The 25,447-nt window shown below is 50.2% G+C and carries 15 protein-coding genes and 1 riboswitch; of the genes, 9 read left to right on the forward strand and 6 right to left on the reverse strand.

All coding sequences use genetic code 11. The features are described from left to right. The first annotated feature begins 67 nt into the window (after positions 1-67). Positions 68-1,321 carry a threonine ammonia-lyase IlvA gene (gene ilvA, locus CF651_RS06650; RefSeq protein WP_094014053.1) on the forward strand — a complete coding sequence of 418 codons (1,254 nt, stop codon included), beginning with the start codon at positions 68-70 and terminating at the stop codon, positions 1,319-1,321. Positions 1,322-1,418: 97 nt separating this feature from the next. Here ilvA and CF651_RS06655 read toward each other — a convergent pair whose 3' ends face one another. Both CF651_RS06655 and CF651_RS06660 read right to left on the reverse strand, forming a co-directional pair. Further along, complete coding sequence (locus CF651_RS06655; protein ID WP_094014054.1) at positions 1,419-2,075, reverse strand: hypothetical protein; 657 nt, start codon at positions 2,073-2,075, stop codon at positions 1,419-1,421. A 115-nt stretch (positions 2,076-2,190) separates the two neighbouring features. After that, positions 2,191-3,498 carry an aminotransferase class I/II-fold pyridoxal phosphate-dependent enzyme gene (locus CF651_RS06660; RefSeq protein ID WP_094014055.1) on the reverse strand — a complete coding sequence of 436 codons (1,308 nt, stop codon included), beginning with the start codon at positions 3,496-3,498 and terminating at the stop codon, positions 2,191-2,193. 269 nt (positions 3,499-3,767) lie between these two features. Between CF651_RS06660 and kduI the strand changes: the two genes are divergently transcribed. The 3 genes from kduI (at position 3,768) to CF651_RS06675 (ending at position 8,745) form a co-directional block, all read left to right on the forward strand. Then, positions 3,768-4,601: a 5-dehydro-4-deoxy-D-glucuronate isomerase gene (gene kduI / locus CF651_RS06665; RefSeq protein WP_094014056.1), complete on the forward strand. Its 834-nt coding sequence runs from the start codon at positions 3,768-3,770 to the stop codon at positions 4,599-4,601. A 249-nt stretch (positions 4,602-4,850) separates the two neighbouring features. Further along, positions 4,851-6,485: a thiamine pyrophosphate-binding protein gene (locus CF651_RS06670; protein ID WP_094014057.1), complete on the forward strand. Its 1,635-nt coding sequence runs from the start codon at positions 4,851-4,853 to the stop codon at positions 6,483-6,485. A gap of 88 nt (positions 6,486-6,573) precedes the next feature. Continuing rightward, entirely contained in the window at positions 6,574-8,745 is a 2,172-nt protein-coding gene (locus CF651_RS06675) for an ATP-binding protein (protein ID WP_094014058.1), read from the forward strand. Positions 8,746-8,802: 57 nt separating this feature from the next. Here CF651_RS06675 and CF651_RS06680 read toward each other — a convergent pair whose 3' ends face one another. Continuing rightward, positions 8,803-9,423 carry a pyridoxamine 5'-phosphate oxidase family protein gene (locus CF651_RS06680; protein WP_094014059.1) on the reverse strand — a complete coding sequence of 207 codons (621 nt, stop codon included), beginning with the start codon at positions 9,421-9,423 and terminating at the stop codon, positions 8,803-8,805. Positions 9,424-9,550: 127 nt separating this feature from the next. On the opposite strand from CF651_RS06680, the gene pdxR reads away from it, so the two are divergent. Beyond that, positions 9,551-11,035: a MocR-like pyridoxine biosynthesis transcription factor PdxR gene (gene pdxR, locus CF651_RS06685; RefSeq protein WP_094014060.1), complete on the forward strand. Its 1,485-nt coding sequence runs from the start codon at positions 9,551-9,553 to the stop codon at positions 11,033-11,035. On the opposite strand, the gene CF651_RS06690 is transcribed toward pdxR, so the two are convergent. Continuing rightward, positions 11,012-12,316 carry a HupE/UreJ family protein gene (locus CF651_RS06690; RefSeq protein WP_245855746.1) on the reverse strand — a complete coding sequence of 435 codons (1,305 nt, stop codon included), beginning with the start codon at positions 12,314-12,316 and terminating at the stop codon, positions 11,012-11,014. The genes pdxR and CF651_RS06690 overlap by 24 nt on opposite strands. Before the next feature lie 238 nt (positions 12,317-12,554). On the opposite strand from CF651_RS06690, the gene CF651_RS06695 reads away from it, so the two are divergent. Further along, on the forward strand, positions 12,555-19,355 hold the full coding sequence (locus tag CF651_RS06695) for an S-layer homology domain-containing protein (protein WP_094014061.1): 6,801 nt from the start codon (positions 12,555-12,557) through the stop codon (positions 19,353-19,355). 83 nt (positions 19,356-19,438) lie between these two features. On the opposite strand, the gene CF651_RS06700 is transcribed toward CF651_RS06695, so the two are convergent. Both CF651_RS06700 and asd read right to left on the reverse strand, forming a co-directional pair. Beyond that, on the reverse strand, positions 19,439-20,695 hold the full coding sequence (locus CF651_RS06700; protein ID WP_094014062.1) for an MFS transporter: 1,257 nt from the start codon (positions 20,693-20,695) through the stop codon (positions 19,439-19,441). Positions 20,696-20,730: 35 nt separating this feature from the next. Then, complete coding sequence (gene asd, locus CF651_RS06705) at positions 20,731-21,519, reverse strand: archaetidylserine decarboxylase (RefSeq protein WP_094014063.1); 789 nt, start codon at positions 21,517-21,519, stop codon at positions 20,731-20,733. Positions 21,520-22,052: 533 nt separating this feature from the next. On the opposite strand from asd, the gene CF651_RS06715 reads away from it, so the two are divergent. The 3 genes from CF651_RS06715 (at position 22,053) to CF651_RS06725 (ending at position 25,429) form a co-directional block, all read left to right on the forward strand. Beyond that, on the forward strand, positions 22,053-23,018 hold the full coding sequence (locus CF651_RS06715) for an acetylxylan esterase (RefSeq protein WP_094014065.1): 966 nt from the start codon (positions 22,053-22,055) through the stop codon (positions 23,016-23,018). Positions 23,019-23,070: 52 nt separating this feature from the next. Continuing rightward, positions 23,071-23,176: riboswitch (TPP riboswitch) on the forward strand. Positions 23,177-23,306: 130 nt separating this feature from the next. Continuing rightward, positions 23,307-23,894 (forward strand): ECF transporter S component, encoded by a 588-nt coding sequence (locus tag CF651_RS06720; protein WP_094014066.1) that lies wholly within the window; start codon positions 23,307-23,309, stop codon positions 23,892-23,894. Further along, positions 23,894-25,429, forward strand: a complete 1,536-nt coding sequence (locus tag CF651_RS06725) for an ABC transporter ATP-binding protein (RefSeq protein WP_094014067.1) — start codon at positions 23,894-23,896, stop codon at positions 25,427-25,429. The genes CF651_RS06720 and CF651_RS06725 overlap by 1 nt, the downstream gene beginning before the upstream one ends. Positions 25,430-25,447 lie beyond the last annotated feature (18 nt).

Genomic DNA, 25,447 nt, shown 5'->3' on the forward strand with positions numbered 1-25,447 from the left:
AAAATTCACTGGACAGACGTTTCCAAAGGTGTATAATAATAAAATTACTTAACAACCGGAGGAAGCTATGACCCATTCATCCATCAAGCTTGAAGATATCCTTGTCGCCAGTCATGTTCTGAAGGATGTCGTACATCACACGCCTTTGCAAAAAAACTTTATTTTGTCGGAGAAATATAATTGCAACGTCTACTTGAAACGGGAAGATTTGCAGGTGGTGCGTTCCTTTAAAATCCGCGGAGCTTACAATTTGATGCGCAGCCTGCCGGAGGAGAGGCTCCTTCGGGGTGTCGTGTGCGCAAGCGCGGGCAACCATGCCCAAGGGATGGCTTATTCCTGTAAAGCGCTAGGCGTACAAGGGAAAATTTTTATGCCTACGACCACGCCGCGCCAAAAAATTTCGCAGGTGAAGCTGTTCGGAGGATCATTCATTGAAGTCATTCTCATCGGAGATACCTTCGATGATTCGTTGAACGAAGCGCTGCGGTACAGCGAGCGGGAGGACCTGCAATTTATTCATCCCTTCGATCATCTGAAGGTTATTGCCGGGCAAGGGACGGTAGGGATGGAGCTCATGTCAGATATGCGTGATCCCGTTGATTTTGTATTCGCAGGCATCGGCGGGGGCGGCTTGGCTGCAGGTGTAGGTACATATATCAAAAGCATCAGCCCCTCAACCCGGTTCATCGGAGTCGAATCAACCGGAGCGCCCTCGATGAGGGAGGCTTTCGATCGAGGTGAGATCGTGACTCTGACGGATATCGACAAATTCGTGGATGGTACGGCCGTCAAGCGGGTTGGTGAGGTGACGTATGAGATTTGCCGAGATGTCGTTGACGATATCGTCGTGGTGCCTGAGGGCAAAGTATGTACGACGATTTTGGATCTGTATAACGAGAATGCGATCGTCGCTGAGCCGGCTGGCGCGCTGACGATCACTGCGTTAGATTTTTACCGGGAACAGATTGCCGGCAAGAACGTAGTCTGCATCATCAGCGGCGGAAATAACGATATCGACCGGATGCAGGAAATCAAGGAGCGCTCCCTCATTTACGAGGGATTGAAGCATTACTTTACCGTCGAGTTCCCTCAGCGGGCAGGAGCGCTGCGTGAGTTTCTGGATGAGGTGCTTGGGCCTAACGATGATATCGTCCGCTTTGAATATACGAAGAAAACGAGCAAGGAGAACGGCCCGGCGCTTGTTGGCATCGAGCTGAAGAACAAAGAGGATTATGGGCCTTTGATTGAACGAATGGCGGCCAAAGGCATCAAGTATGTGGAGATTAACAAAAATCCGCATTTGTTCAACTTATTGATTTAATTTATTGATTTTGATCGTGACCCAATGACCGGCCGGGCTCCCTTCCAATGAGGGGAGCGTCGGTTTTTTTGTTCTTAACAGGGATGGGGGAATCGCTTCATGCATGGCTGCTTAACCTATACCGCGTCAACCGGTTATGATTGGAGGCTTCACCTATAAAAATCCCCTCCGCCTGGAATCGCTTGAGCCAGTTGACGGCGGCACGGCTGGTCATTTGGAACGCATCAGCTACATCCCGCGGCTTCAAAATCCCGTTTCGCTGCCGGGCCATCTGAATCAATAGGCTCCTGCGCAGCTTCCAAATATCCGCATCCTGCGGCTGAAGCTCCGTCTTGCTCTGCTGGGACCACCAATGACCAATGGCCTGCTTGATTTGCCGCTGGCAGTGATGCGGTTCATTCTCTACTTGATCCGCAGAAAACCGGAGGACGAGCCAACCCGAGAGGACAAGCTGGTTGTGTGCTGTCCACCTTTTATTTAGCTCCTCCTGTGAGATGGACGAGGAGAGAAGAGGGCAATCGGTAATTTCAATGAGCAGCTTCAGGTTGAAGCGGTTGTACATGAATTGAACCCAATCCTGATGTGCCTTATGGGATTCTTCACATACTTCGTATGGAAAACCGGCTTGCAATCCGTGGTAATCGTACTGAAAAGCAGGGCCCCAGACTTGCTCCAGGAAGAGCAGCTCGGAGCGCGTCCAATCGTTTTCTTGCCTGCATTGCTGTTGGCTGTATCTTATTAAATTCGGATTCATGGGCTTGTTCTCTCCTTGGTATAGAAAAATAAAACACCCCACAGCAGGTAAGACTGCCGCGGGGTGTGCTTCACTCCGAATAGGGATTCAATTCGTTATTCAAAACATGTGTTAATTATTGTGCAGCGACCTTCTCCAAATCCTGTACGCCTTGGAAAATGGTTTGGAAGAGCTCTTCCAGATTCGCTTCCTCAATGCAAGAGAATGCGACGCGCAGGTCGGTATCGCCAAGAGCAATCGTGCCGACGCCGTACTTATCAAGCAGGTGAACACGAAGCGTTTCCGCATCGACGGTTTTCAGCTTCAAGCACATGAAGTAGCCGGAGTTGAAAGGATAGTATTCCCATGCCGCATCGAAGCTTCCTTGATCCAGCAAATCCTTCACTTTGTTGGCACGGCCCTTCATGATCTCGAATTTCTCCAGCTTTTGGGCGTGGAATTCGGGTGCTTTCAATGCATGAAGCACGAATGTTTGGGAAGGATGCGGTCCGCTTGAGATCGTCGCACGGATGATTCCCAGCGTTTTTTGCTCCAGCGCCGCCAAGGTTGCTTCGCTTTGTCCGGTATAGGTAATGAAGCCGACCCGGAAGCCCCATACGAATTCTTCTTTGGTCGCGCCATCGATTTTGATGGACAGTACACGCGGATGAAGATCGGTCAATTGACCTGCCAACGATTCTTGCAGCGAATCTTCAAAGAAAAGACCGAAGTAAGCATCGTCGGTAACGGCAACAACATTGATTCCGGCTTCCGCCCCTTCTTTAATCGCCGCGACGATCTGCTTGCCTTCCTCCGGACCTGGCGTGTAACCGGTAGGGTTGTTCGGGAAGTTCAGAACGACAATGGCTTTCCCCTTGCTTTGCTGCGCGAGAATCGCTTGCCGGAGGCCTTCCGCGTTGAATTGACGTTCGCTATTGTACAAAGGATAGTTTACGATCTCGGCGCCGCGGCGAATGCCGAACGTCAGTTCATAGTTCTCCCAATTTTTATCCGGAATAATGACGGCATCACCTGCATCTGCAAACAGATCGGCTACGATGCTAAGGCCATGTGTCAATGCGTTGGTTACGATGGGAAGGCCAAGGCTTTTTCCTTGCAGCGAAGGATTCTCCTCAAGCATCTTCACACGCCAAGCAGCACGAAGTTCCGGTTTACCGGCAGGAGGAGCATACTCGTAAATGTCTTTCGGATCGTAAGCGGAAAGAGTGTCCTGGATCACCTTAAGATGCATAGGCTTGCCGTTTTCCAGCGCGGTTCCGATCGTAGCATTAAACTTTTTGGCTTTTTGCTTGGCTTCAGCAGATTGGCTAAGAATGCCTACCTTAGGGAAATAAATTTGTTTACCCAGGTTGGACAGCATGTCATAAACATGCGGGTTTTCTTTGGCAATCGTATCATTCAGCTGTTGTGCAAGAGGGTTCATTTCTTGTTCATCCTTCCATTGAGCTAGCTAATATTAGGCTATATTATATCATTTTACTTCAGGTGCGTCACTGTTGAAATGGCAAAAGTGAGAACAATTTTCAATCCTGTGAAGATCGGCGCCGATTGTAGCGGGATGCGGCAATTTATGTTACGATAGAAGACGTGTGGAGGGGACGGTCTTTGCCTATGGCTTAAGTTTAAACGTTTTATTATTGGCTTTTGCCTGGATTCGATTCCCCAAATTATTTTGAGGAGGCTTTTTTTACAATGGAAATCAGATACGCTAATAGTCCTGCTGAAACGAAAACGTTCGATACGGATCGTTTGAGAAATGAATTTTTGATTGAAGAGCTGTTCGTTCCAGGCCAATTGAACATGGTATACAGCCATGTGGACCGTTTTATTACAGGTGGTGTAATTCCAACAAACGAGCCGATCAAATTGGAAGCGGACAAGCATGAAATGGGTGCGGACTTCTTCTTGGAGCGTCGTGAAATCGGGATCATCAACGTTGGACCTAAAGGCTCCGTTACTGTAGATGGTACGGTTTATGAACTGGATACGAAAGAATGCGTATATATCGGTCTTGGTAACCAAGACGTATTGTTCAACAGCGCGGATCCTAAAAATCCGGCTCGCTTCTACTTCAACTCTACTCCGGCTCACAAAAACTACCCAACGGTAAAAGTTACACTTGCCGATGCGGAAACCGAGCACTTGGGTTCGATCAATTCCTCCAACGAGCGCGTTATTCACAGATTCATCCACTTGAACGGTGTACAAAGCTGTCAATTGGTTATGGGGATGACTTTGTTGAAGCCGGGCAACATGTGGAACACTATGCCTTGCCACACGCACAACCGCCGCTCCGAGGTATACTTCTACTTCGATATGCCGGAAGACGGTCTTGTGTTCCATTTCATGGGCGAGCCTAGCGAAACCCGTCACCTGGTTGTCCGCAATGAACAAGCTATTATCTCCCCAAGCTGGTCGATTCACTCCGGCGTAGGCACGAACAATTATACTTTCATCTGGGCTATGGCCGGCGAGAACCAAGTATTCCACGATATGGATAAAGTAGCACCGCAGGATTTGAAATAATCATTTTTTGTTACAGATGTAAGCCATATGAATGACGAAAGGGCGCTGAGAAGCGCTCTTTTTTGTGCTTTCTATAGATCATGACTGAATATTGTGTAGAAATTTTAATTATATGGTTTTAAAAAAAGGATTTTTGTATCGACCTGTAGAATATTAATTCTTCGTGTAAGTAAAAAATTACCAAAAAAGGGATAGTGTAGAAATCTGTCGAACGAAATCGAAAATTAAACCGAGGGGGAGATGGATGTTATGAAGGCTGTAAAAGCGGTAGTTGATTATCTTGTAGAGGGTGGAATTAAGTACGTATTCGGGATTCCGGCCGGATCGGTCAACGCTTTCTTTGATGAACTGTATGACACGCCACAGCTGACACCCATTATTGCGAAGCATGAGGGAGCGGCTGCTTATATGGCGGGCGCTTATGCCAAATATGCCAATCAACTCAGCGTATGCATCGGCTGCAGCGGACCGGGCAGTACCAATTTGATTACGGGGGCAGCCAATGCCATGCGGGAGCATCTGCCCGTACTCTTTTTAACGGGTGCGGTACCGGTACGGACCTTCGGCTTGAATGCTTCTCAAGAGCTGGATGCCGTTCCTTTGTTTCAAGCCGTTACGAAGTACAGCGTTTCGGTGAAAAACGCGGAGGATTTGCTTCCCGAGGTGGAGAAGGCGATTGGCATTGCGCTATCTGGCGTCCCTGGGCCTGTCCACGTGCAGATGCCGATTGATATTCAAATCCAGCAGGTGCCTTCAGCAGAGCTGCCTCCATTTCCTAAGTTTCTGCCCGCTGTCCCCGATGCTTCACAGCTTCGTCTTGCTGCTGGGCAGCTTGGTAAAGCATCAAAAGGCATCCTGTTCGTAGGGCAGGGAGCCCGGCGCGCTATCGGTGAAGTAATTGCTTTGGCAGAAATGCTGGATTGGCCGATCGTCACAACGCCGCAAGCCAAAGGCTTGATTCCGGATTCCCACCCGCTGCATCATGGGGTATTCGGATTTGCGGGTCAGCAAAGCGCATCCCATATTATAGAAGATTCGAGCTTTCCTACGCTGTTTGTCATCGGGTCGAGCCTCGGGGAGACGGCAACAAGCAACTGGAAGCCGGAGTTGTCGGCCGACCGTTACATGATCCAGCTGGATATCGATGAAAAGGTGTTCCATCGAGCGTATCCTGCGAACCTTGCGCTGCAAGGGGATGCTGCAGCGACCTTGAGCGCCCTGCTCCAGGAGCTGGAGCTTATGGGGCTTCACCGCAGCTCTTATTCGCCGGTTAGCTCCGCCTCCACCTCTCATTCGTATCAGGCATATAACACGCAAAATGTACTGCTGTCGCTGCAGCAATATATGTCGGGCTCAAGCCGGTATACCGTAGACATCGGGGAATTTATGTCCTATGTCATTCATTATATGAAGGTACCGGAGCCGGATTGCTTCGATATTAACGTTCATTTCGGCGCTATGGGGACGGCCATCGGATCCGCGATCGGGATGAGGCTTGCAGATCCGGATCGTCCGGTTGTCTGCATTACGGGAGACGGCTGCTTTTTCATGCACGGCATGGAGGTGCTTACTGCCAAAGAGTACGGGCTTCCCATCCTCTTTATCGTCATCAATAACTCCCGTCTTGGCATGGTGTACCACGGGCACGAGCTCCAGTACCGGAGAAGTCATCCCCGTTTTCAACAGCAGCCCGTATCCATTTCGGATATGGCGTACGCCATGGGGATTCCGAGCTGGAGAGTGGAGACACTGGAGGATATATCCCAAGGCATGCTGAACGATTTGTGCATCGACGGGCCTGCTGTTTTGGAAATTTCCATTATCGATAATAACATTCCACCTATGGGGGATCGGGTGAAATTCCTTTCTTCCTTTAATAAATAAAAACCACGGTTATTCCGCGTAAAAGCCAGCGCAGCTATAACCGAAACCAGTGGCGACTTATATCTAAAGGAAAAGGGTGTTTCATACCATGCATGCTCAAGCAGATCAAACCAGATATGCTCGTCTAGCCAAAATCAGTCAAGCGATTAATTCCAACCTGGATCTCAATGCCGTACTCGATTCGGTGGCGGCCGCCATCTCCGAAGAGATTGTTCTATGCGATTCGGTCGGCATTTATCTTCCTCAGCCGGACGGTACCTTCAGAGGGTACATAGGGAAGCCGAACAACATTAACGGCGTTACACTGGATCAATTGATTGTAGATCCCAAAGTGGACTCTTTGGCCGCAGACATCATTCGTACGAGAAAAAGCATCTATATTCCGGATACGTCGCTGGACCGTCGTCCGGATCCCCGTCCGATCGAGATGTTCAAGATTCATTCGCTGCTCGGGCTTCCGATTTCGTACGGGGAGGAGCTGTTCGGCCTTGTCTTTTTGTTCAACTATGGGATGTCGATGAATTTATCGGAATCTGCGATCCAGACTGTAGAGGCCTATGTCAATATGGCCGGGGTTGCGATTCATAACATGCACCAATTCAATGCAATCCAATCCCTGCTCAGGGAAAAGCAGCTGCTGCTCGACGTCACACGCGAGCTGTCTTTATGCTCCACCACAGAAAAAATATTGGATACGTGCTTCCGTTATGTGGGCCAGGTGCTAAACAATAAAAATATCGGCGTTCACTTATGCGATTCCATCGGAAGCACGTTCCGGCCGGCGCGGTTAAGTAATCACTCCGACTGGACAGAAGAGGAATGGCGCAAGACACACAAGCACATTAAGCTGAATTATGATAAGGATTTGCTGTTCCAGGAAGTGATCCAGACGAAGAAATATGTGCTGATCCCGGATATTGACGCCGACCCCAGACCGAACCATGAGGCCTGCCATCAATTCGGCATTAAAGGAGTGTTCATGCTGCCGTTGGTTGCAACCGCTGAAGTATTGGGTACCATCGCCGTGGTCAGCCTGGGAGAGGTGCGTACTTACTCGGAGGTCGACATGCAGCTCGCACAGTCCATCATTGATGTAACGGCTGCTGCGCTGTCCAATGCGATACGAATGGAGCAGCTTGAGCTTATCATTAACGATCGAACGGAAGAACTGCGGGAGAACCACCGGATTCTGGAGCTGATTCTGAATTCGGCCGGGGAAGGCATTTACGGACTGAATCTCGACGGCAGAATTACATTCTGCAATCCCGCGGCTGCCCGAATGCTGGGACTGACGGTAAACGAACTTATCGGTCAAAAGCATGAGCATATTCTCCAGCCTCCCGACATGCAAAGCGGAGCTTCGGCGGCGTCTATCTTTGACGTTTTTGACGGAGACAGCGTCATATTTATGCAGGAGGACCTGTTTTATACGGCAGACGGCTTGATGTTTCCCGTCGAATATGTGCTGACACCGATCGTGGAGGATAACAAAATCCGCGGCGGTGTGGTCACCTTTCGTGATATTTCCGAGCGGAAAAGCACGGAGGAAATCATCCGCAAAACCGATAAGCTATCCGTTATCGGAGAGCTGGCGGCCGGGGTCGCCCATGAAATCCGCAACCCGCTGACAACGCTGCGCGGATTCATTCAGCTGCTGCATACGAGCCCTCACACGAAGCGTGAGAATCTCGATATCATGCTGTCCGAGTTGGACCGGATTAATTTTATCGTCAGTGAACTGCTGTTTATTGCCAAACCGCAATGCATCACCTTCCACCAGAAGGATCTTACCCTCATTCTTGAAAATGTCATTCAGCTGCTTCACGCGCAAGCCAACATGAACAATGTGGAAATCCAGATGGAAATGACCGGTGAGATTCCGCATATTACGTGCGCAGAAAGCCAGCTGAAGCAGGCATTTATCAATATTGTAAAAAATGCAATCGAGTCCATGGAAGACGGGGGACAGCTGTTCATTCAAGTGAACGTAAAGGATGAGCTTGTTGTCATCCGATTTAAGGATTCGGGCTGCGGGGTAGCAAAGGATCGCATACCTAAGCTGGGAGAACCGTTCTACACAACCAAGGAAAAAGGAATCGGACTGGGCTTGATGGTTACGTTCCAAATCATCAAGCATCATCATGGCCGGATTCATATCGAAAGTGCGGAAGGGGCTGGGACGACGGTTCAAATTGAGCTGCCCATCGTGCTGCCGGAAGACTACGTGGAGCATCTGCCTTACACGTACAGTACGTTGTAGAGGGAACTTTCATCGAAAGAACCGGAAAAGCCGGGGTCCCAAGCAAGGGACTCCGGCCTATTTCTTTTGATGATGAGGACAGTACGCTTTCATTAAAGCAATCGTCTCCGCGTCCAGCCCGGCATCGCGCTGCTGCAGACCTTCGGTGACCTGTTCGAATTTCGTGCTGTTCATGTTTTGTCCGAATTTGTATTTGGCGGACAGCTCTTGAATAGCGATGCGTACCACAGCAGTAGCTTTCAGCTGCCCGGCATAATCGGGATCGGCCGGATCTATAGGGTTGTAGCCGCCTTCGGGCTGAAGCTTTCGCATGAAAGCGGACAGAGCCGATGCTTTTTCCGCAGGGTCGGAGACCGGCTCGGCATAGCCCCGGATAAGAACCGATTTGAAAAAAGCGGTCGCCGGGCACGCCAGCTCCGGATCCGTGAAATAGGAAGGAATAATGGCATATTCCTTGGCCACGGCAAAGGTAACTTTGGGATTAGACTGAATCTGGTTCATTTTCTCTCCCGCCCTGCTTCCATGAAAGTACAGGCTTCCTTCGTGAAATACAAAATTGAGCGGAGTCAGTCTCGGCCAGCCGTCCTCTCCCCATGTCCCAAGGAAACCGAAGCTCATTTCATGCAAAAACTGCTCCGTTTCCTGGTCATCCATCACTTCGAATTCTTTTCTTCTCATGGTTTTCTCCTCCTTGGGTAGTCCGTTAAGCATGAAACCAAGATATCGCATATGTTGACAAATAAAAAGTTCCAATTTACATTGATTTTAATAGACCAATTTAGGAGAGCTGAGGAGGGGACCGGACATGCAGTTTCAAATTCCTTTTCACAGCTATAGCGGGAAGTATGCGACGAAGCGCCTTGCCCTGTATCATGCCATCAGAGATTCAATTATTCATCTCGTGCTGCCTTACCGCACGAAGCTGCCTTCCAGCAGAGCTTTGGCCGCTTTATATGAAGTATCCAGAGGAACCGTGAACCAGGTATATGACATTCTCTCCTCTGAAGGCTACTTGTCCAGTGAAGCGGGCAGGGGCACCTTCGTGTCCTATCAAGAGGATAGGCTGGAGCCGCAGAAGGTAAAAGAGGACGCCTACCGGTTGTCTGCATGGGGGGAGCGGTTAAGCCGCGTTCTCCCACAGTCATGGGAGCAATTACACACAGATGGTGAGCGATGGGTTGTGGATTTTCATGCATTTGCCTCCGACCCGGATTGGTTCCCGGGGGACGAATGGAACCGCTGCCTGCATGAGCAGGCAAGGCGGTTGAGACACAGTGATCCAAGGCATGCCGCGGTCTCTACCTTGGGGGATGATGAGCTTCGCGAGTGCATTGCCCAGTATTTGCGGCGCGCCAGAGGGATAGCTGTTCCATCGGAGCAAATTGCAATTGTGAACGGCTCCATGCAGTTCATCGCGTTAATTATTCAGCTGTTCATCAATGAAAACGACAGGGTGATTGTTGAGAACCCGGGGTATGCCGGCGTGCGGAGCGCTGTCCAGGCAGCCGGGGGGCAATGCGTACCGGTTGATGTGGATGAGCACGGTATTGTCCCGGGGAATTGGGACGGGAGCATGGCCTTTATCACCCCGAACAGACAGTTCCCTACGGGTGTCGTACTTCCCATGGAAAGGCGTCAGCAGCTGTTGAAATGGGCATATGAGAGGGACGCTATCCTTATCGAAGATGATTATGACAGCGAGTTTCGTCATCGCGGCAAATCATTGGAGCCCTTGAAGGTGCTGGACCGTGAAGAAAGGGTCATTTATATCGGGAGCTTTACGAAGACGCTGCTGCCCAGTGTCCGGATTGGTTATGCCGTACTTCCGCCGGCACTGGTAGCGCCCTTCACCAAAGCCAAGGCGCTGTATGAGCGCCAGCCGACCAACCTGTTGGAGCAGAGGACGCTGGCTGCATGGATGCAAAACGGCCAGTATGAGAGGCATTTAAGAAGAATGAAGCGAATTTACGGAAAAAAATTTTACAAGCTGCATGAGCTGCTCCTCTCCCGGCTGTCCTCTTTGTTTGCATGGGTTGCCGGCGATGCAGGCTTGCATATTTTCGGATGGTGGCGGGGCACCCGGGAGCAGTATGTGCAATTTGCAGCGCAATGCAAGGCTGAGGGCATCCGCTGGTCGGAAATAGAGACGACGGATAGTGTGGGCAGGGAGCCGCGATACGGCGCCTATTTCCATTTCCCTCACCTTCGCGAGGAGGCCATGGTTTACGGTGTAAACCGGATGGAGGAAATAGCGGTTGAGCTTGGACTACAGGAACAGACGCTCAAATAGCCAGAATCCCCCTAGCAGTGTAATGGTAACAGAGCCATAACGAATGGAGGCACCCGAAATACGTGCTTGGTGAAAAAATTTCAGTACAGGGAACAGCAGAAGGACAATGCTTAGTTGAATCACCTCAATCCCGAGGTTAAAGCTGACGAGCGAAATCGCCAAATGGCTTTTAGGCAGCTCCATTTCTTGGAGAATAGAAGCGAAGCCCAAGCCATGAATCAGGCCAAATGCAAAAGTAAGCAGTGCCCGATGCTTGATTTCCCGGCGGAAAATGTTTTCCAAAGCTACGTAACAAATGCTTAAGGCAATGGTGGATTCAACAAGACGCGAAGGGAGGGTGACCCACCCTAACACAGCCATTGTTAAAGTTAAGCTGTGTGCTATTGTGAAGGCGCTGATAATGGCTGCATATTGTTTGAAAGTTTGCTTTCGAAGCAGCAGGGCGAGTAAAAACAACAAATGGTCATATCCCGTTAAAATATGATGCATGCCCAGCTTGAAAAAAGAGAAGAAGCCGGAAGCGGCTCCGTTCGAGGAGGCGGGGGCCGCTTTGACTACGGGGCTGCTGCCTTCTGATTTCATAGTGGAAGCAGGTGTCGGGGCCGCTTCCGCTTGATTTCCTGCAGCAGCTTGCGGTTTCTCAGGAACAGCAAGTGCTGGCTGCTGCTCCTGGGCTTGTTGTCCTCCCTGATCTTCACTCAGCAGCAGGATCCAAGTGCGGTCCTTGCCTTGAAGCACGGCTTGATTAACCTGCCCCCCTTGTTTGGCCGTCAACAGATTGACATAAGAAGTCCCTGCCGGTGCCGTAGACTGCGTATACAATCCATCATTAAGGCTGATCGTTTGGCCTGCTGCATAAGCAGGGAAACGGTATGTCCACGTAACGACCTGCTTGTCCCCTTTTTTCTCCAGCTGTATACTTTGCAATTCTCCTTCCTGCTGCCGCTGGTTCATCTCCAGCACTACACTGTCATCAATCCATTCTTCCAAACGTCGATGAAGTGCCCCCAATTCCTGCTCATCCAATGCTCCATCATGATTCGAGTCCCCTCCCATGCTTTCCATTACCGAGAGCATATCCAGTGAAAAGGACATATCGGTTTCGGTCGTATTAAAGCTGATTTGAGTAAAGGATGCGCTTAACGCGTGGGCCTGCACCCCATTGCCGAATGAAAAAAGCAAGATTCCAGGCAGCATAATAATCATGAGAATCCAAGCGCAGCTCTTTGTTTTTAATGTCATTAGATGTAAAAAAATGGTGTTTAAGGATCGCTCTTGCACGGATGTTCCTCCTAGTGGATGTGATAAGAAAATAACAAAAGCTTGTTTTTCCTCATCATCGATTGTATCCTGCCAGTTTCATCGCAGTATTAAGCTAATGTCAACCGAAGGTTAATAATTTTACAAAATCTTTGAACGGCGAGAACAATGGTATAACAAAATGCTGGTATAGTTGGTATGGTTTTCGATGTCCTTGGCCAATTGGCAGGAAGTAATAGACGAATCGGGGAGCATATCCATGAAAGAGAGGAAAGAGAACATGACAGCTTGGCTTCAAAAGGGAAAAAGGTGGACAAGCCTTGCCTTGGCTTTTCTGCTGCTGATCGGCTCATTCGTTCCACAGCCCATGCTGCAGCAGGCGAAGGCGGCAGCGCAGCACGTCGTTATTAATCAAATTTATGGAGCGGGCGGTAACGGCGGAGCCACATACAAAAATGACTTTATTGAACTATATAACCCTATGGATCAAGAGATCGATCTTAGCGGTTGGTCTGTACAATACGCTTCCTCCACCGGAAGTACGTGGCAGGTCACCAATCTAACGAAGAAAATACCCGCCTACGGCTATTATTTAATCAGCGAAGCGGGTGGTACGAACGGCAGTGCCATACCTAGCGCTGATGATACCGGTGCTATCACTATGTCTGCAGCAGCAGGGAAGGTGGCCCTCGTTCGTTCCACGAAGGCACTAACCGGAGGTGCGCTCCCTGCAGATTATGCCAGCGTGGATGTAGTGGACTATGTAGGCTACGGAAGCGCCGCAGGGTCATATGAAGGCACAGGACCGACCCCTGCACCATCGCTGACCAACAGTGTTCAACGAAAAGGGAATGGACGAGACACGGACGACAATAAAAACGACTTTGCAGCCGTGCCTGCCAACCCTCACAATTCATCCAGTCCTATCTCGATTCCTAATAACAGTGCCGATCCGAATCCTTTGTTGATCCAATTTGTGAATCAGGCAGGAATAGGGACAATAACAGGGGATGCCAGCTCGGTGACAGGCGGAACCTACGTTTCGTTATACACAACAAATCCTACAGTAGGAGGAGCGGTTATCGAATCCGTTTATGCGGCGGCAGACGGAGCGTTCAGCTTGCATTTTACGAATGCCATGAACGCGTCCTCGGTATATGTTACTTCAACGGAGCCGGCAAAGGCCGAAAGCAATGCCGTAACGATTCAAGCTGCGACTCCGGCCGTCATACCCGTATCCGATAAGATCAACTACACAATAGACGCCACTGGAAAAGGGACCTTAGGGGGAGCCGCAGGGGCGGCAGCACCGAATGCTTACATATTCGTTTATCCAAGCTCAGATACGTCTGTTGGCAACCGGTTCATTTCCCTTGCGGACGGCAAAGATTATGTAAAAGCCGACGCTAGCGGGGCGTTCACCGTCTACTTTAGCAATGGGACAAATGACGTATACGTAACCCAGCTTACCTATGGCAGCCAAGGCAAGAGCTTGGAGAGCGCTGCAGTTGCAATCACAAAGAAGGATTCGAATCTCATCACACCCATTTCCAGCTTGCATACGAATGATAGCAACGGGAAGTCCGACAAAATAAATTTGGCGTTTACCGTTCAAGGGGTTGTCACCGTAGCTCCTAATGTCATAGGCTCCAAGGCCTTCTACATTCAGGATGCGACCGGCGGGATCAATGTGTATGGGCTCCCGGCAGGCGTTACCGTAACACAAGGAGACCTTGTGACCATCAACGGTACGATAGCCTTTTATAATGGACTGACGGAGCTGGTTCCTTCAACGATTACGAAGGACGGTACGGCACTGCTGCCGGAACCGGCGGTGAGAACGGTAACGGAGCTGACCGATTACACCAAGGCAGAGTCATGGGAAGGCAGCCTTGTGAAAGTAACGGGCAAAGTGACCAGTGTACCGGCAAGTGCCGATACGGGAGGCGGCTACAATGTTACTATCGCGGATGACAAAGGCAAGACGATGACACTTCGCGTGATGGCGACAACCGATATTCAGGTGGCCGCAGATATTATCAACGGACTCACCTATACGTTTACCGCTATGTTTAGCCAATATGATTCCAGTTCGCCTTATACGACCGGATATCAGATTTTCCCGCGCTCCAAGGCGGATGTTGTTGAAATGAAACAGGTTTCGCTGCAGCACAGCGCATTAACAGAAGCGTATACCGATACCGATGTCCAATTCACCGCTTCTGCCAGAAATGCAGATTCAGTCACGATCTACTATCGTGCGGTGGGTGCTTCCGGTTACGAGACGCTATCGATGGTCTCAACGGATCAACAGCAATATATTGCTGTACTGCCCAAGGCTTCTGTACCAGCCAATGCTTTCGAATATTACGTAGAAGCCAAGGCAGGAAGCGACATAAAGCAATCCGGGTCGCCAAGCGCTCCATATACGGTGAATGTGGTGGCGGATACGTTTGCCCCCGTTCTAGATCAGGAGCTTCCAGGAGACATGATGAAGGTGGAGGACAATCGTCCAAGCATCTCCGTCCACTTTAACGAACCAAGCGGGTTAAATGTACAATCCTTGCAGGTACTTATCGATGGCGCGGATGTTACTTCACAGACCTCCGTTGGAACGGATACGATCCAGTTGACACTAAGCTCCGATTTATCGATTGGCAGCCATACCGTAAACGTGATGGTTAGCGACACCAAGGGGAATCCAGGAACACGTTCGTGGACGTTCCAGGTAGTTCCCGTATTTACAGGCGGTAACCACTACAGAGGAACGACGCATAACCATACGAATATTTCGCATGACGGTGCCGGAAGTCCGGAAGCGGCGTTGCAGGCGGCCAAAGCGCATAAGTATGATTTCTTTGCTTTCTCCGATCATTCCCATGATATTGATTCGACACAGGTGGATCAGGATACGGTAGAACACAAGGGGCAGCCCGAACGGACCGGGGGGGCCGATTGGCAGTTAACGAAGAAACTGGCCAAGGATTACACAAATGATAGTTTTGTTGTATTCCCTGCATTTGAGATGACGGCCACCACATGGGGCCACTCCAATGTGTTTGGAACGGACAATTTTATCGATCGTAAGCAAAATGGCGGACTCTATCAAGATCTGAACAAGTATTATGCATGGGTCATGACTTATGATGATGTAGCGGCACAGTTTAATCATCCCGACATGTCGGCCAATGCTTTCAATAACTTCATGCCTTACGATGCCAAGGTTGACAATCTGTTCACCATGCTTGAGGTTGGAAACGGATCGGGACATTACAATTATTACAACGCCGAGAAAAAGTTTTACAGCGCCCTTGATTTGGGCTGGCACGTAGCTCCTACGTTCGGTGAGGATAACCATGATGCGACATGGGGGCAAACGATGAGAAGGACGGTTATCGTCGCTGACGATCTTTCCCAGGAATCGCTGCTGCACTCGATGCGCAACATGCGGGTTTACATGGCGGAGGATCCGAACTTTACATTGGATGTGCTAGCCAATGGCCAGTATATGGGCGCTACCGTAAAAGGAAAAACATTGAATTTCTCCGTTTCCGGTAAAGATGACGTGGCGGAATCCGGCACGATGCCCGAATATAGTTATTTGCCAGCGTCTTACCAGGCTGATGACCGAGTCGCCAAAGTCGAGCTGATCACTAACGGAGGAAAGGTTATCGATTCCTACTCCCCGATGACGGCTAATTTCACCTGGAATCCGAATTATACCGTAACGGGCGGACAGCAATGGTTCGTCGTTAAAGTCACGCAAAAAGACGGCGATCAAATCTATTCGTCGCCTATCTGGTCCGAGGTGGTGAATACGGACGTTAAAATCAGCGGCGTCAACGTTGTTGGAGACAGTCTGACAGCGACGATCCCTGCGACGATTCAAGCGGGTATTTCCAATTTGGGTACACAGGATATAACGAATTTGAAGGCACACTTTTACTACGATTCGGCAGATTCGAATCATCTTATCGGCGAGACGACCATTGCCTCCATCGCCTCCAAAGGTACGGCTACGGCGAGTGTGATATGGGGGAGTCCCGTCTCTGGAAATCATACTATTCTTGTTGTCATTGATGGTCCACCGGGGGATGCTGCCGGAGATAATATCGTTCAATTGCCTGTTCAAGTGAAAGAGCCTCTTGGCATAAAAATTGTCATAGATGCTTCCCATCAAAATGAAAACACGACTAAAGACAGCAGCAGCTACAAGGATAATTTGAAGGCAGTGACCAAACAGCTGCAGCAAGAAGGGTACACGGTGGTCGAAAGCACTTATTCGTTGGCTTCGCCTTCTACGCTTTCAGATGCGCAGGTGCTCATGATCACGTACCCGATGACAGCTTTAACGGACGACGAGAGCCTTGCCGTTACCGCATTTGTTCACAATGGCGGCTCATTATTCCTGGCAGGCAAAAGTAATAACAGCACCAGCCCAGCAGAGGATAATAAATTGCTGGCCCAAATAGGCTCATCCATCCGTATTAATGATGACGGGATTTTTGACACCAGTAAGGATGGGAATTTCTTCGGTGACCCGGTGAATACGGCCTGGGCTGTCCGGCTTCATCCCGGTTTAGTGAAAAATAGATTAACCGACCGGGTGTTGACGGTTGAATATTACAGTGGAGCAAGCTTGGAGAGTACGGGGCATGCGCCTTTGACGGATACCGATGCCGTGACGATTTTGGCAAGAGGGAACGAAACATCGTATCAATCCAATATCAAGAATGGAAGCTATGCTTACGATATCACGAACGATACTTCAGGAGGCTCGGCCATTCCGGTGATTGCCTCCGAGCAGTTGGGCAAGGGAAGAGTGGTCGTGTCGGGCATGAATTTCCTGAATGATAAGCAAATGGATGAAGCATACAATCCCAAAGGGAACAATGAGCTTTCCTTGAATGTAATGAACTGGCTTGCCCACCGTGAACCTGTCGTCAGCAGCATTGCAGAGGTGCGTGCCAAGGAGGATGGAGTTCCGGTTGTTATTGAAGGAACGGTGACGACGGCAGCCGGCGTTTTCTTCGATGCCTTCTATGTGCAGGATGCGACAGGTGGTATCATGGCTTATAAGGAAGCGCCGGAGGGAAGCCTGAAGCCTGGGGACAAGGTTCGCATTTATGGTCAAATGAAAACATTCGAGAACAACAAGGAGCTTGATTTTGGCTCATTTAATCTCGATGTCATCAAGCTCGGCCATACCGATCCTGTCGAGCCGTTACTCGTGTCGACAGGGGAGGCGAGCCTGGAGAAGAACCAAGGGCTGCTTCTTAAGGTGAAGGGAAAGGTAGCATCCAAATACGACGAGAACTCCTATGTTGTTGACGATGGAAGTGGCCCTATTCTGGTATTTACCGACGGCTATATTGTGAACCAAAGCGGTTCTGTGCCTGTTCTGCAAGCAGGGGATACGTTAGAAGCAGTGGGTCTCGCAGGGAAATACGCAGAAGGGATGCGTATCCGCGTTAGAGATACGAAAGAATTGATCAAGACCGCGGCGGAGCCGTCCCATGATGCCACCTTATCAGGACTGAGCGTTAGCGAAGGGACGTTGACACCGGCGTTTGATCCGAATACAACAGAATATACCGTAGAGGTATATTCGGCTTCGGTTGCCGTAACACCAGTTGCATCGTCTTCTGCATCCGCAATGAAGGTCAATGGGACAGCTACGGTGAGCGGGGCTGTGTATACACAATATTTACAAAGTGGAGTTAATTCCGTTTCCATTCAACTGACTGCCGAGGATGGAACGACAGCGAAGGAATATAAGCTTTCTATTTACCGTCTGAGCACAGGACACGGAAACAATCACAAGCCTGGCGGCAGTACGTCTGCCACTATCCCGGAAGAACAAGCCGGCGGGGTACAAGGTGAGATGAAGTCGGAGAATGGAAAGGCAAGGATCGATTTTACCTATGAACCGACAGCTATGGATGCTGCGATCAAGGGAGCAAGCAACGGGAAAGTAACTTTAAAGGCTGTCTCAAATGAGATTGTTGACAGCACACGGGTTGTCGTAAAACAAGGATCTCTACAGGCACTGCTCCGTGAGCCAAGCTTGAAAATCCTTGCCATTGCTACCCCCTTGGGCTCCTATGAGATTCCGGTAGCTCAGATCCAGCTTGGCAGCTGGTCTGCCATGTCCGGTATCCCTCAGACTCAATTGGATCTGACCATCGATATCCGTCACGATGATTATGCCGCAGCAGCAGCCACGAAAAAAGGCTTGCAGGCTAAAGCAGCCGTTGAATTTACTTTGACGGCTACGACAACCGAGGGTCAAAGTAAGGTAATTTCCAAATTTACCCAGTATGTACCTCGGAAATTAGTTATCGACAGCACATTAAACGGGAATAATCTGGCGGTTGTACGAGTGGAGCAAGATGGTGAGGGCAATACCATCTATAATCCGGTGCCTTTCAGCATAACAGGCAGAGAGGTCACGATATTCAGCAGGACGAACAGTACGTATCTTGTAGTGGAAAATACGAAGGAATTCCAAGACATGAGCGGTCACTGGGCTCGAGCGGAAGTTCAGTCCATGGCCAATAAGCTGATCGTTCAAGGGACCACTGACGAGAAGTTCGCACCTGACCGTACGGTTACCCGCGCAGAATTCGCGGCATTGCTTGTTAGAACCTTAGGTCTTACTTCTTCAATAGATCCGAAATCCAAAGCCTCCTTCAACGATATTCAAATGAAGGATTGGTATAACGGTGTAATTGCCGCAGCAGCGGAACACAGACTTGTATCAGGCTTTGAGGATGGGACGTACCGACCTGACGATCAAATGACCAGACAAGAAATGACGGTTATGATCTACCGTGCGATGCAGTTTGCGGGTTATTCGCAGGGCACCAGCTCGGCTCCATCATTTAGCGACGAGAAGGAAGTCGCGGGCTGGGCAAAAGAAGCCATGGCTGCTCTAGCAAATATGCAGATCATCAATGGCGTAACAGCTAACAAGTTTGCTCCTAACCAAACGGCAACACGCGCGGAAAGTACAGTGATTTTAAACAGAATGCTTAACCATCTGAGCTTCAGCAAATAAAAATAGCGTTACAAAAAAACAAACCCTTTTAGTCCTTGGCGACTAAAAGGGTTTTGCTTTTGAAGTGGTAAAAAGAAAATCTATTACTCTGCCTCCGCCGCCCATTCCTTAAGCGTGCGGTCCGACGGGAGGAGGAAAGTCAATAAGCCGAGCAGCGGCAGAAAGCTGACCATCTGCATGACAAGAGGTAATTTAAAAAGGTCGATCAATCCGCCTAGAGCAACGGCGCCAAGGGCACCCAGTCCAAACGCCAAGCCGGTAATGAGGCCCGACACGGTGCCAACTTTTCCCGGAATAAGCTCCTGGGCGTACACAACCGTGACTGAGAAGCTGGATAAAATAATAAGTCCGTTAATTAATAGAATGACATAGGCCCAAAATGCATTGGCGTAAGGCAGTACCAGCGCCAGCGGGGCTGATCCGAGCATGGAAAAGAAAATCATATTGCGGCGGCCGAATTTATCGGCGAGCGGTCCGCCCAGGAAAGTGCCCACCGCACCTGCAGCGGCAAATAAGAAAATGTACAGCTGGGCGTGTTCCAGTGTAATGTTGAACTTCTCCATCAAATAGAACGGATAGTAAATAGAAACGCCGGAATGGTACCATGATCTCGCGAACACAAGGAAAATGAGCAGCATGACCGCGAAGGTAATCTGCTTTTTCCGGTGGGGACTCATTCGGCGTACAACGGCAGACTTTACCGGTCTCGGGTGCGCAGCCAAATATCCCCCATACCACCGGGCGATGAACATTTGCACGGCAATCCCCAGTCCCGCGACGACTGTGAACCAAATGGCTCCCTTTTGACCGAGCGGTACAAAAATGAGCGCAGTCATAATGGAAGCAAGCGATTGGCCAGCATTGCCGCCAACCTGGAAGATGGACTGGGCCAATCCGCGGCGCGACCCTCCGGCCATGTAGGCAACCCGTGAGCCTTCCGGATGGAAGATGGCGGAGCCGAAGCCGACGAATATGACAGACAGCAGAATGAGCCAATAGTTCGGAGAGAACGCCAGACCGAATACCCCTAAGCAGGTGAGAGCCATACCCAGAGGGAGCATGTAGGGCGACGGCTTCCGGTCCGAGTACATGCCGACGGCGGGCTGCATCACGGAAGCCGTCATGTTCAGACCGAAGACGATCATCCCCGACTGCATATAGTTCAGGTGCATCGTATCCTTCAGAATCGGCAAAATGGCGGGAATGATGGATTGAATCGAATCGTTAAACAAATGAACGATACTAATGGCCAGCAAAATACGAAATACCGTCGGCCGCGCATCGGGGATCTGACTGTATTTCGTTGACTTCAAGGCTGCCGTTCCGGCTTGAGCTTGCATGATGTCCAAATCTCCTCTTCTGTGGGCCGTACGGTTTACGACTCTTTAATGGTACCCAAGGCTTCTCCCATTTTGACTTTACTGCCAACCTGAAGGTCCTTACGGCCCTCGAAGGTACCGGATTCCATCAACAATACGACGGTGGAACCGAATTCGAAGTAAGCCAACTCATCTCCGCGACCCGGCTGTTCCGGAAGCGGTGACACATATTGAATGCTGCTGACGTTCATTGCGCCGACCTTGACTACGGCCAGCTCACCGCCCTCATGCTGCATGTAAGTGATCAGCCTTTCATTGCGGCTCAATACTCTGCGCATATGGCGAAGACCGAACTCATTCACCGGATAGACTCGGCCGGGCACATGTTCTTTTTCAATAATCGTACCTTCTACAGGGGTATGGATCCGGTGGTAATCGGTAGGACTCAAATAAAGCACATAGTAAAATCCGTTCGTATAGTTTACGGTACGAGGAGAGTGATTCAACAGCTCCTCCACCGTATAATCTTGTCCCTTCACATTCAGGATAAGTCCTTCGCTGATGGGTCCCATACCGGTAATGGCGGCGTCCACCGGACTTACGATTTTATGTGGAGCTACATCCACCGGACGAAGGCCGGTCTTGAGGCGCCTTGTGAAAAAATCGTTCAAGGAAGCGTACTCGCTCAGCTTTTTCTCAGCGTCCTCAATTCGAATTCCATATATTTTGGCAAAGCGCGGAATGAAGCTGCGGCTTGCTCTTGATTTAGCAAAGGCGCCGGTCAATCGGGAGATCGTCTTGCGGGAAGATAGCTCCGTTAACAAGCGAAAAAACGATTTGGTCATAACAGTCAATTCACCTATTCTTTCGTAATGTGGTCTAACGATTATCTTGACATAGAACCTGCTTTTAAGCAAGAAAAAAAGAACCCTCCTAAGCACCGCTCAGCGGTGAAGAGAGTCTTAAATGGATTCCCGGGCTGCAAGTCTAAGCGGTCTTGGTTTCCGTGGTTTCAGGGTTTTCTGCGGTTGGCCCTGATTTGTATTCCCCGCACGATAAACAAGAGGATACATTTACCATAATAGGGTTACACGAGCCGGAAAACTTGGTACAATGAATGGGTGTTTTGCTTTGCGGGTCTGCGGAAATCATGATGCAATACGAACAGCTGGAGACGAGTTCTGCGGTCACGTGCAGGAGAACTTTTTGTGTCTGTTGGAGTTCTTCCACGAATCGGTGGCCCCCTTACATGAACTTATTGTTTGCGGCTCATTGATAACGCATACATGTCAATAGTAACACAATGCAACTCACAGATAAACCATAATATACCAAATAATGGTTTGGACAATTTGTGAATCGAAGGAGAGAGTAACCTGTGCCTAATGTAGATTATCCCTTATCCCAGCTTCTGCAATATGTTCCCGAGCTCACGGCCGAGCCTGATTTTGATGCCTTTTGGGACCGTGCCAAAGCGGAATCGTCAAAAGTGGCATTGGATGCTAAGATCGAGCTGGTAGAGAACCATCCGTTAAAAAGCATCCGTATTTATGATGTGGTCTACAACGGAACTGACGGGACACCGATCCATGGCTGGTATGTGACACCTCAAGGTGAGCATGGGCCGGGCTCGCTTCCGGTCATTGTGAAGTATCACGGATACAGCGGGGACCGAGGCAGACCTAACGATTTGCTGCAATGGGCAGCCATGGGCTTTGCTGCTTTTGCGGTAGATGTCAGGGGACAATGCGGTGCATCCCCCGATTATGCAGTGTATCCGCAGGGCAGCTCTCCAGGCTGGATGACGCTGGGCTTGCTGGACCCGGAAGCTTACTATTACAAGCAAGTATACCTCGATTGTATTCGTGCATTGGATTTCGTCGTTTCCCGAGAGGAAGTGGATGCCGGCCGCATGGCCGTATATGGAGGGAGTCAAGGCGGGGGATTGGCTTTGGCTGTGGCGGGACTGGACAGCCGTCCTAAGCTTTGTATGCCTGTGTTTCCTTATTTGTGCCACTTCCGCCGTTCGGTTGAGCAGCATAGTACGGGACCGTATGCCGAAATTAAAAATTGGTTCCGCAGGTTCGACCCTGCGCATGAGCTGGAGGAGCAAGTGTACCGTACCCTCAGCTATTTTGACGGGATGAATATGGCGGCTAGAATCCAAGCGAAAACCTTGATGGCGATTACGCTCCAGGATACGACCTGCCCGCCTTCCACATGCTTTGCGGCTTACAATCATCTGACTGTGGAAAAGGAATTGAAGCTGTATCCTGATTTTGGGCATGAGGCTCTGCCTTTCCATGAAGAAGCCATGATGCGTTTTGCTGATCAATATTTGTAAAAAGCTACCTGCACCAGATGCATTGACATTTATTACAAACATGTTAATATGGATATGTCACTAGGGGAGCCTTAACGGCTGAGATTGGATCAATAGATCCTAGACCCTCTGAACCTGATCTGGTTTGCACCAGCGTAGGGAAGTGGAGAACGTTAGAAGCGTGTGTTCCTACATAACATGCAGACCACTTCCAAGCCTTGGAGGTGGTCTTTTTGCGTGTACAGGAAAGTATATCGCATAACAGAGGTTCAGTACGGAACCCCATGAAATGAAGAGGAGTGGTTCATCATGTCCAAAGGTTTGAAGCTATCCGATATTCTGGTCACGATCGTGATCGCCATTGTGTTCGGCATTATTTATCGTTTATGGGGCGATGTCTCCAATGTAGTCAAGCTCGCGGGCTGGCAGCTGGATCAGCTTCTCTACGGTTTATGGTTTATCGCTTCGACGGTAGCTGCGCTATTGATCCGCAAGCCGGGCGTGGCACTGCTGGCTGAAGTAGCGGCTGCGTCTGGCGAGCTGATTGCAGGCTCGCAGTACGGCGTAGAATCACTCACGTACGGTATCGTTCAAGGCTTGTGTGCTGAGCTTGTCTTTGCGTTGTTCCGTTACCGCAGCTTCTCGGCCTCAACGGCTTGTCTGGCGGGGATCGCAGCGGCAGCTGGTTCGCTTGTGTTCGACGGGTTTAAAGGGTATTTGCTCGATTTGCAATCCTGGAATTTAATCCTGTACTTCGTTTTCCGCTTTATCGGCGGCGTTTTCATTACGGGCTTATGCGCCTACTGGCTCGTTAAAGCGTTGGAAGCGACTGGCGTCACACAGCTTGTTCGTCCGGCGAGCCGTGACGATTTTGATGCGCTGGAGCGCAAAAACTAATGGGTGCACGTACATCGGTTGACGGCCTGCGGCTGAAATTCGCGGGCAGTCCGTCGCTGTTGTTCAATGAGCTGTCTCTGGCTATCGAGCCTGGACAAAAGGTACTGCTGCTTGGACCGAGCGGATGCGGGAAATCAACCCTGCTTCAGGTGCTTTCGGGGCTGATTCCAAGCGCTATCGATGTACCTGTGAGATATGACCGCATTGAGGTGCCCTCCTCTTGGGGATATGTGTTTCAGGATCCCGATACGCAATTTTGCATGCCTTACGCCGATGAGGAATTGGCCTTTGTGCTTGAAAATCTTGGTGTGCCCAGAGAACAGATGCTGCCCAAAATTCGTTCCGCAATAGCTGAGGTAGGTCTTTCGCTGCCGGAGCTTCATTACCCGATTGCATCGATGTCCCAGGGGATGAAGCAGCGCTTGGCCATTGCTTCCGTGCTGGCTTTGGAGCCGGAGGTATTGTTTCTGGATGAGCCTACGGCGCTGCTTGATCCTGAGGGCACCTGTGAGGTATGGGAAACGATAAAAGCGGTGAGTTCCGATAAAACGATTCTCATTGTGGAGCATAAAATTGACGAAGTGATTGACTTCGTGGATCGGGTCATTTTATTTCAGCACGACGGACGCATTCTGGCGGACGGAGCTCCGAGGCAGGTGTTCTCCCAATATAAATCAGAGCTGCAGACGTATGGTATCTGGTATCCAGGCGTATGGAAGGACTACGTGGAGGGGCCGGTTTACAGCATGCTGCAAGGGGGCCTTGAGCTGCGTGCGGCTCGGCCTGTCAATCCGCCAGGTGAGCAAACGGATCTGCTCAAGCTGCGGCAAATGACAGGGTATCAAGGGCGCGAGCCCAAAATATTCGTCGAGTCGGCCAAGGTGAACCCCGGCGACTGGATTGCCGTTGTAGGCGAGAATGGAGCGGGAAAAAGCACGCTGCTGCAGAGCATGATGCAGCTTATACCGACGTCGGGAGGAAGCTACGAGCTGCAGGGACGAAACGTGCGCAGCTTCAAGGATGTAATCGCAGCGGCGGCTTACGTTTTCCAGAACCCGGAAATGCAATTTGTCACCAACTCGGTCTTTGATGAATTGGCATTCGGCTTCCGCAAGGACCGGCTTTCCGAAGCGGAGACAAAGCGGCATGTCGGGGAGCTGTTAAGGGATTTCGCTCTTGAAGAGCAGCGGGATCAGCATCCTTACCAGCTGTCCCTCGGCCAAAAGCGGCGGCTTAGTGTGGCTACGGCCATGACAAGAAACCAACAGCTGATCCTGCTCGATGAACCGACATTCGGCCAGGATGCGGCGAATACGTTTGCTATTCTGGAGCGGCTGGAACAATGGCGCCGCAAAGGCACTGCGATCATTATGGTGACGCATGACCTCGAAATCGTTCGTTATTTTGCAACAAGGGTGTGGGTTGTTGAGGGGGGGCGGCTCCTTGCCGATACGCGACCCGAAGCTTACTTGAGAGCTTCCGAAGCAGACTCGGTGATTTCGTCCTCCATGGAGAGGGCTCCTATGGTTCATTGATCAGATGAGGGGTATAAA

Source organism: Paenibacillus rigui (assembly GCF_002234615.1).
GTDB lineage: Bacteria > Bacillota > Bacilli > Paenibacillales > NBRC-103111 > Paenibacillus_S > Paenibacillus_S rigui.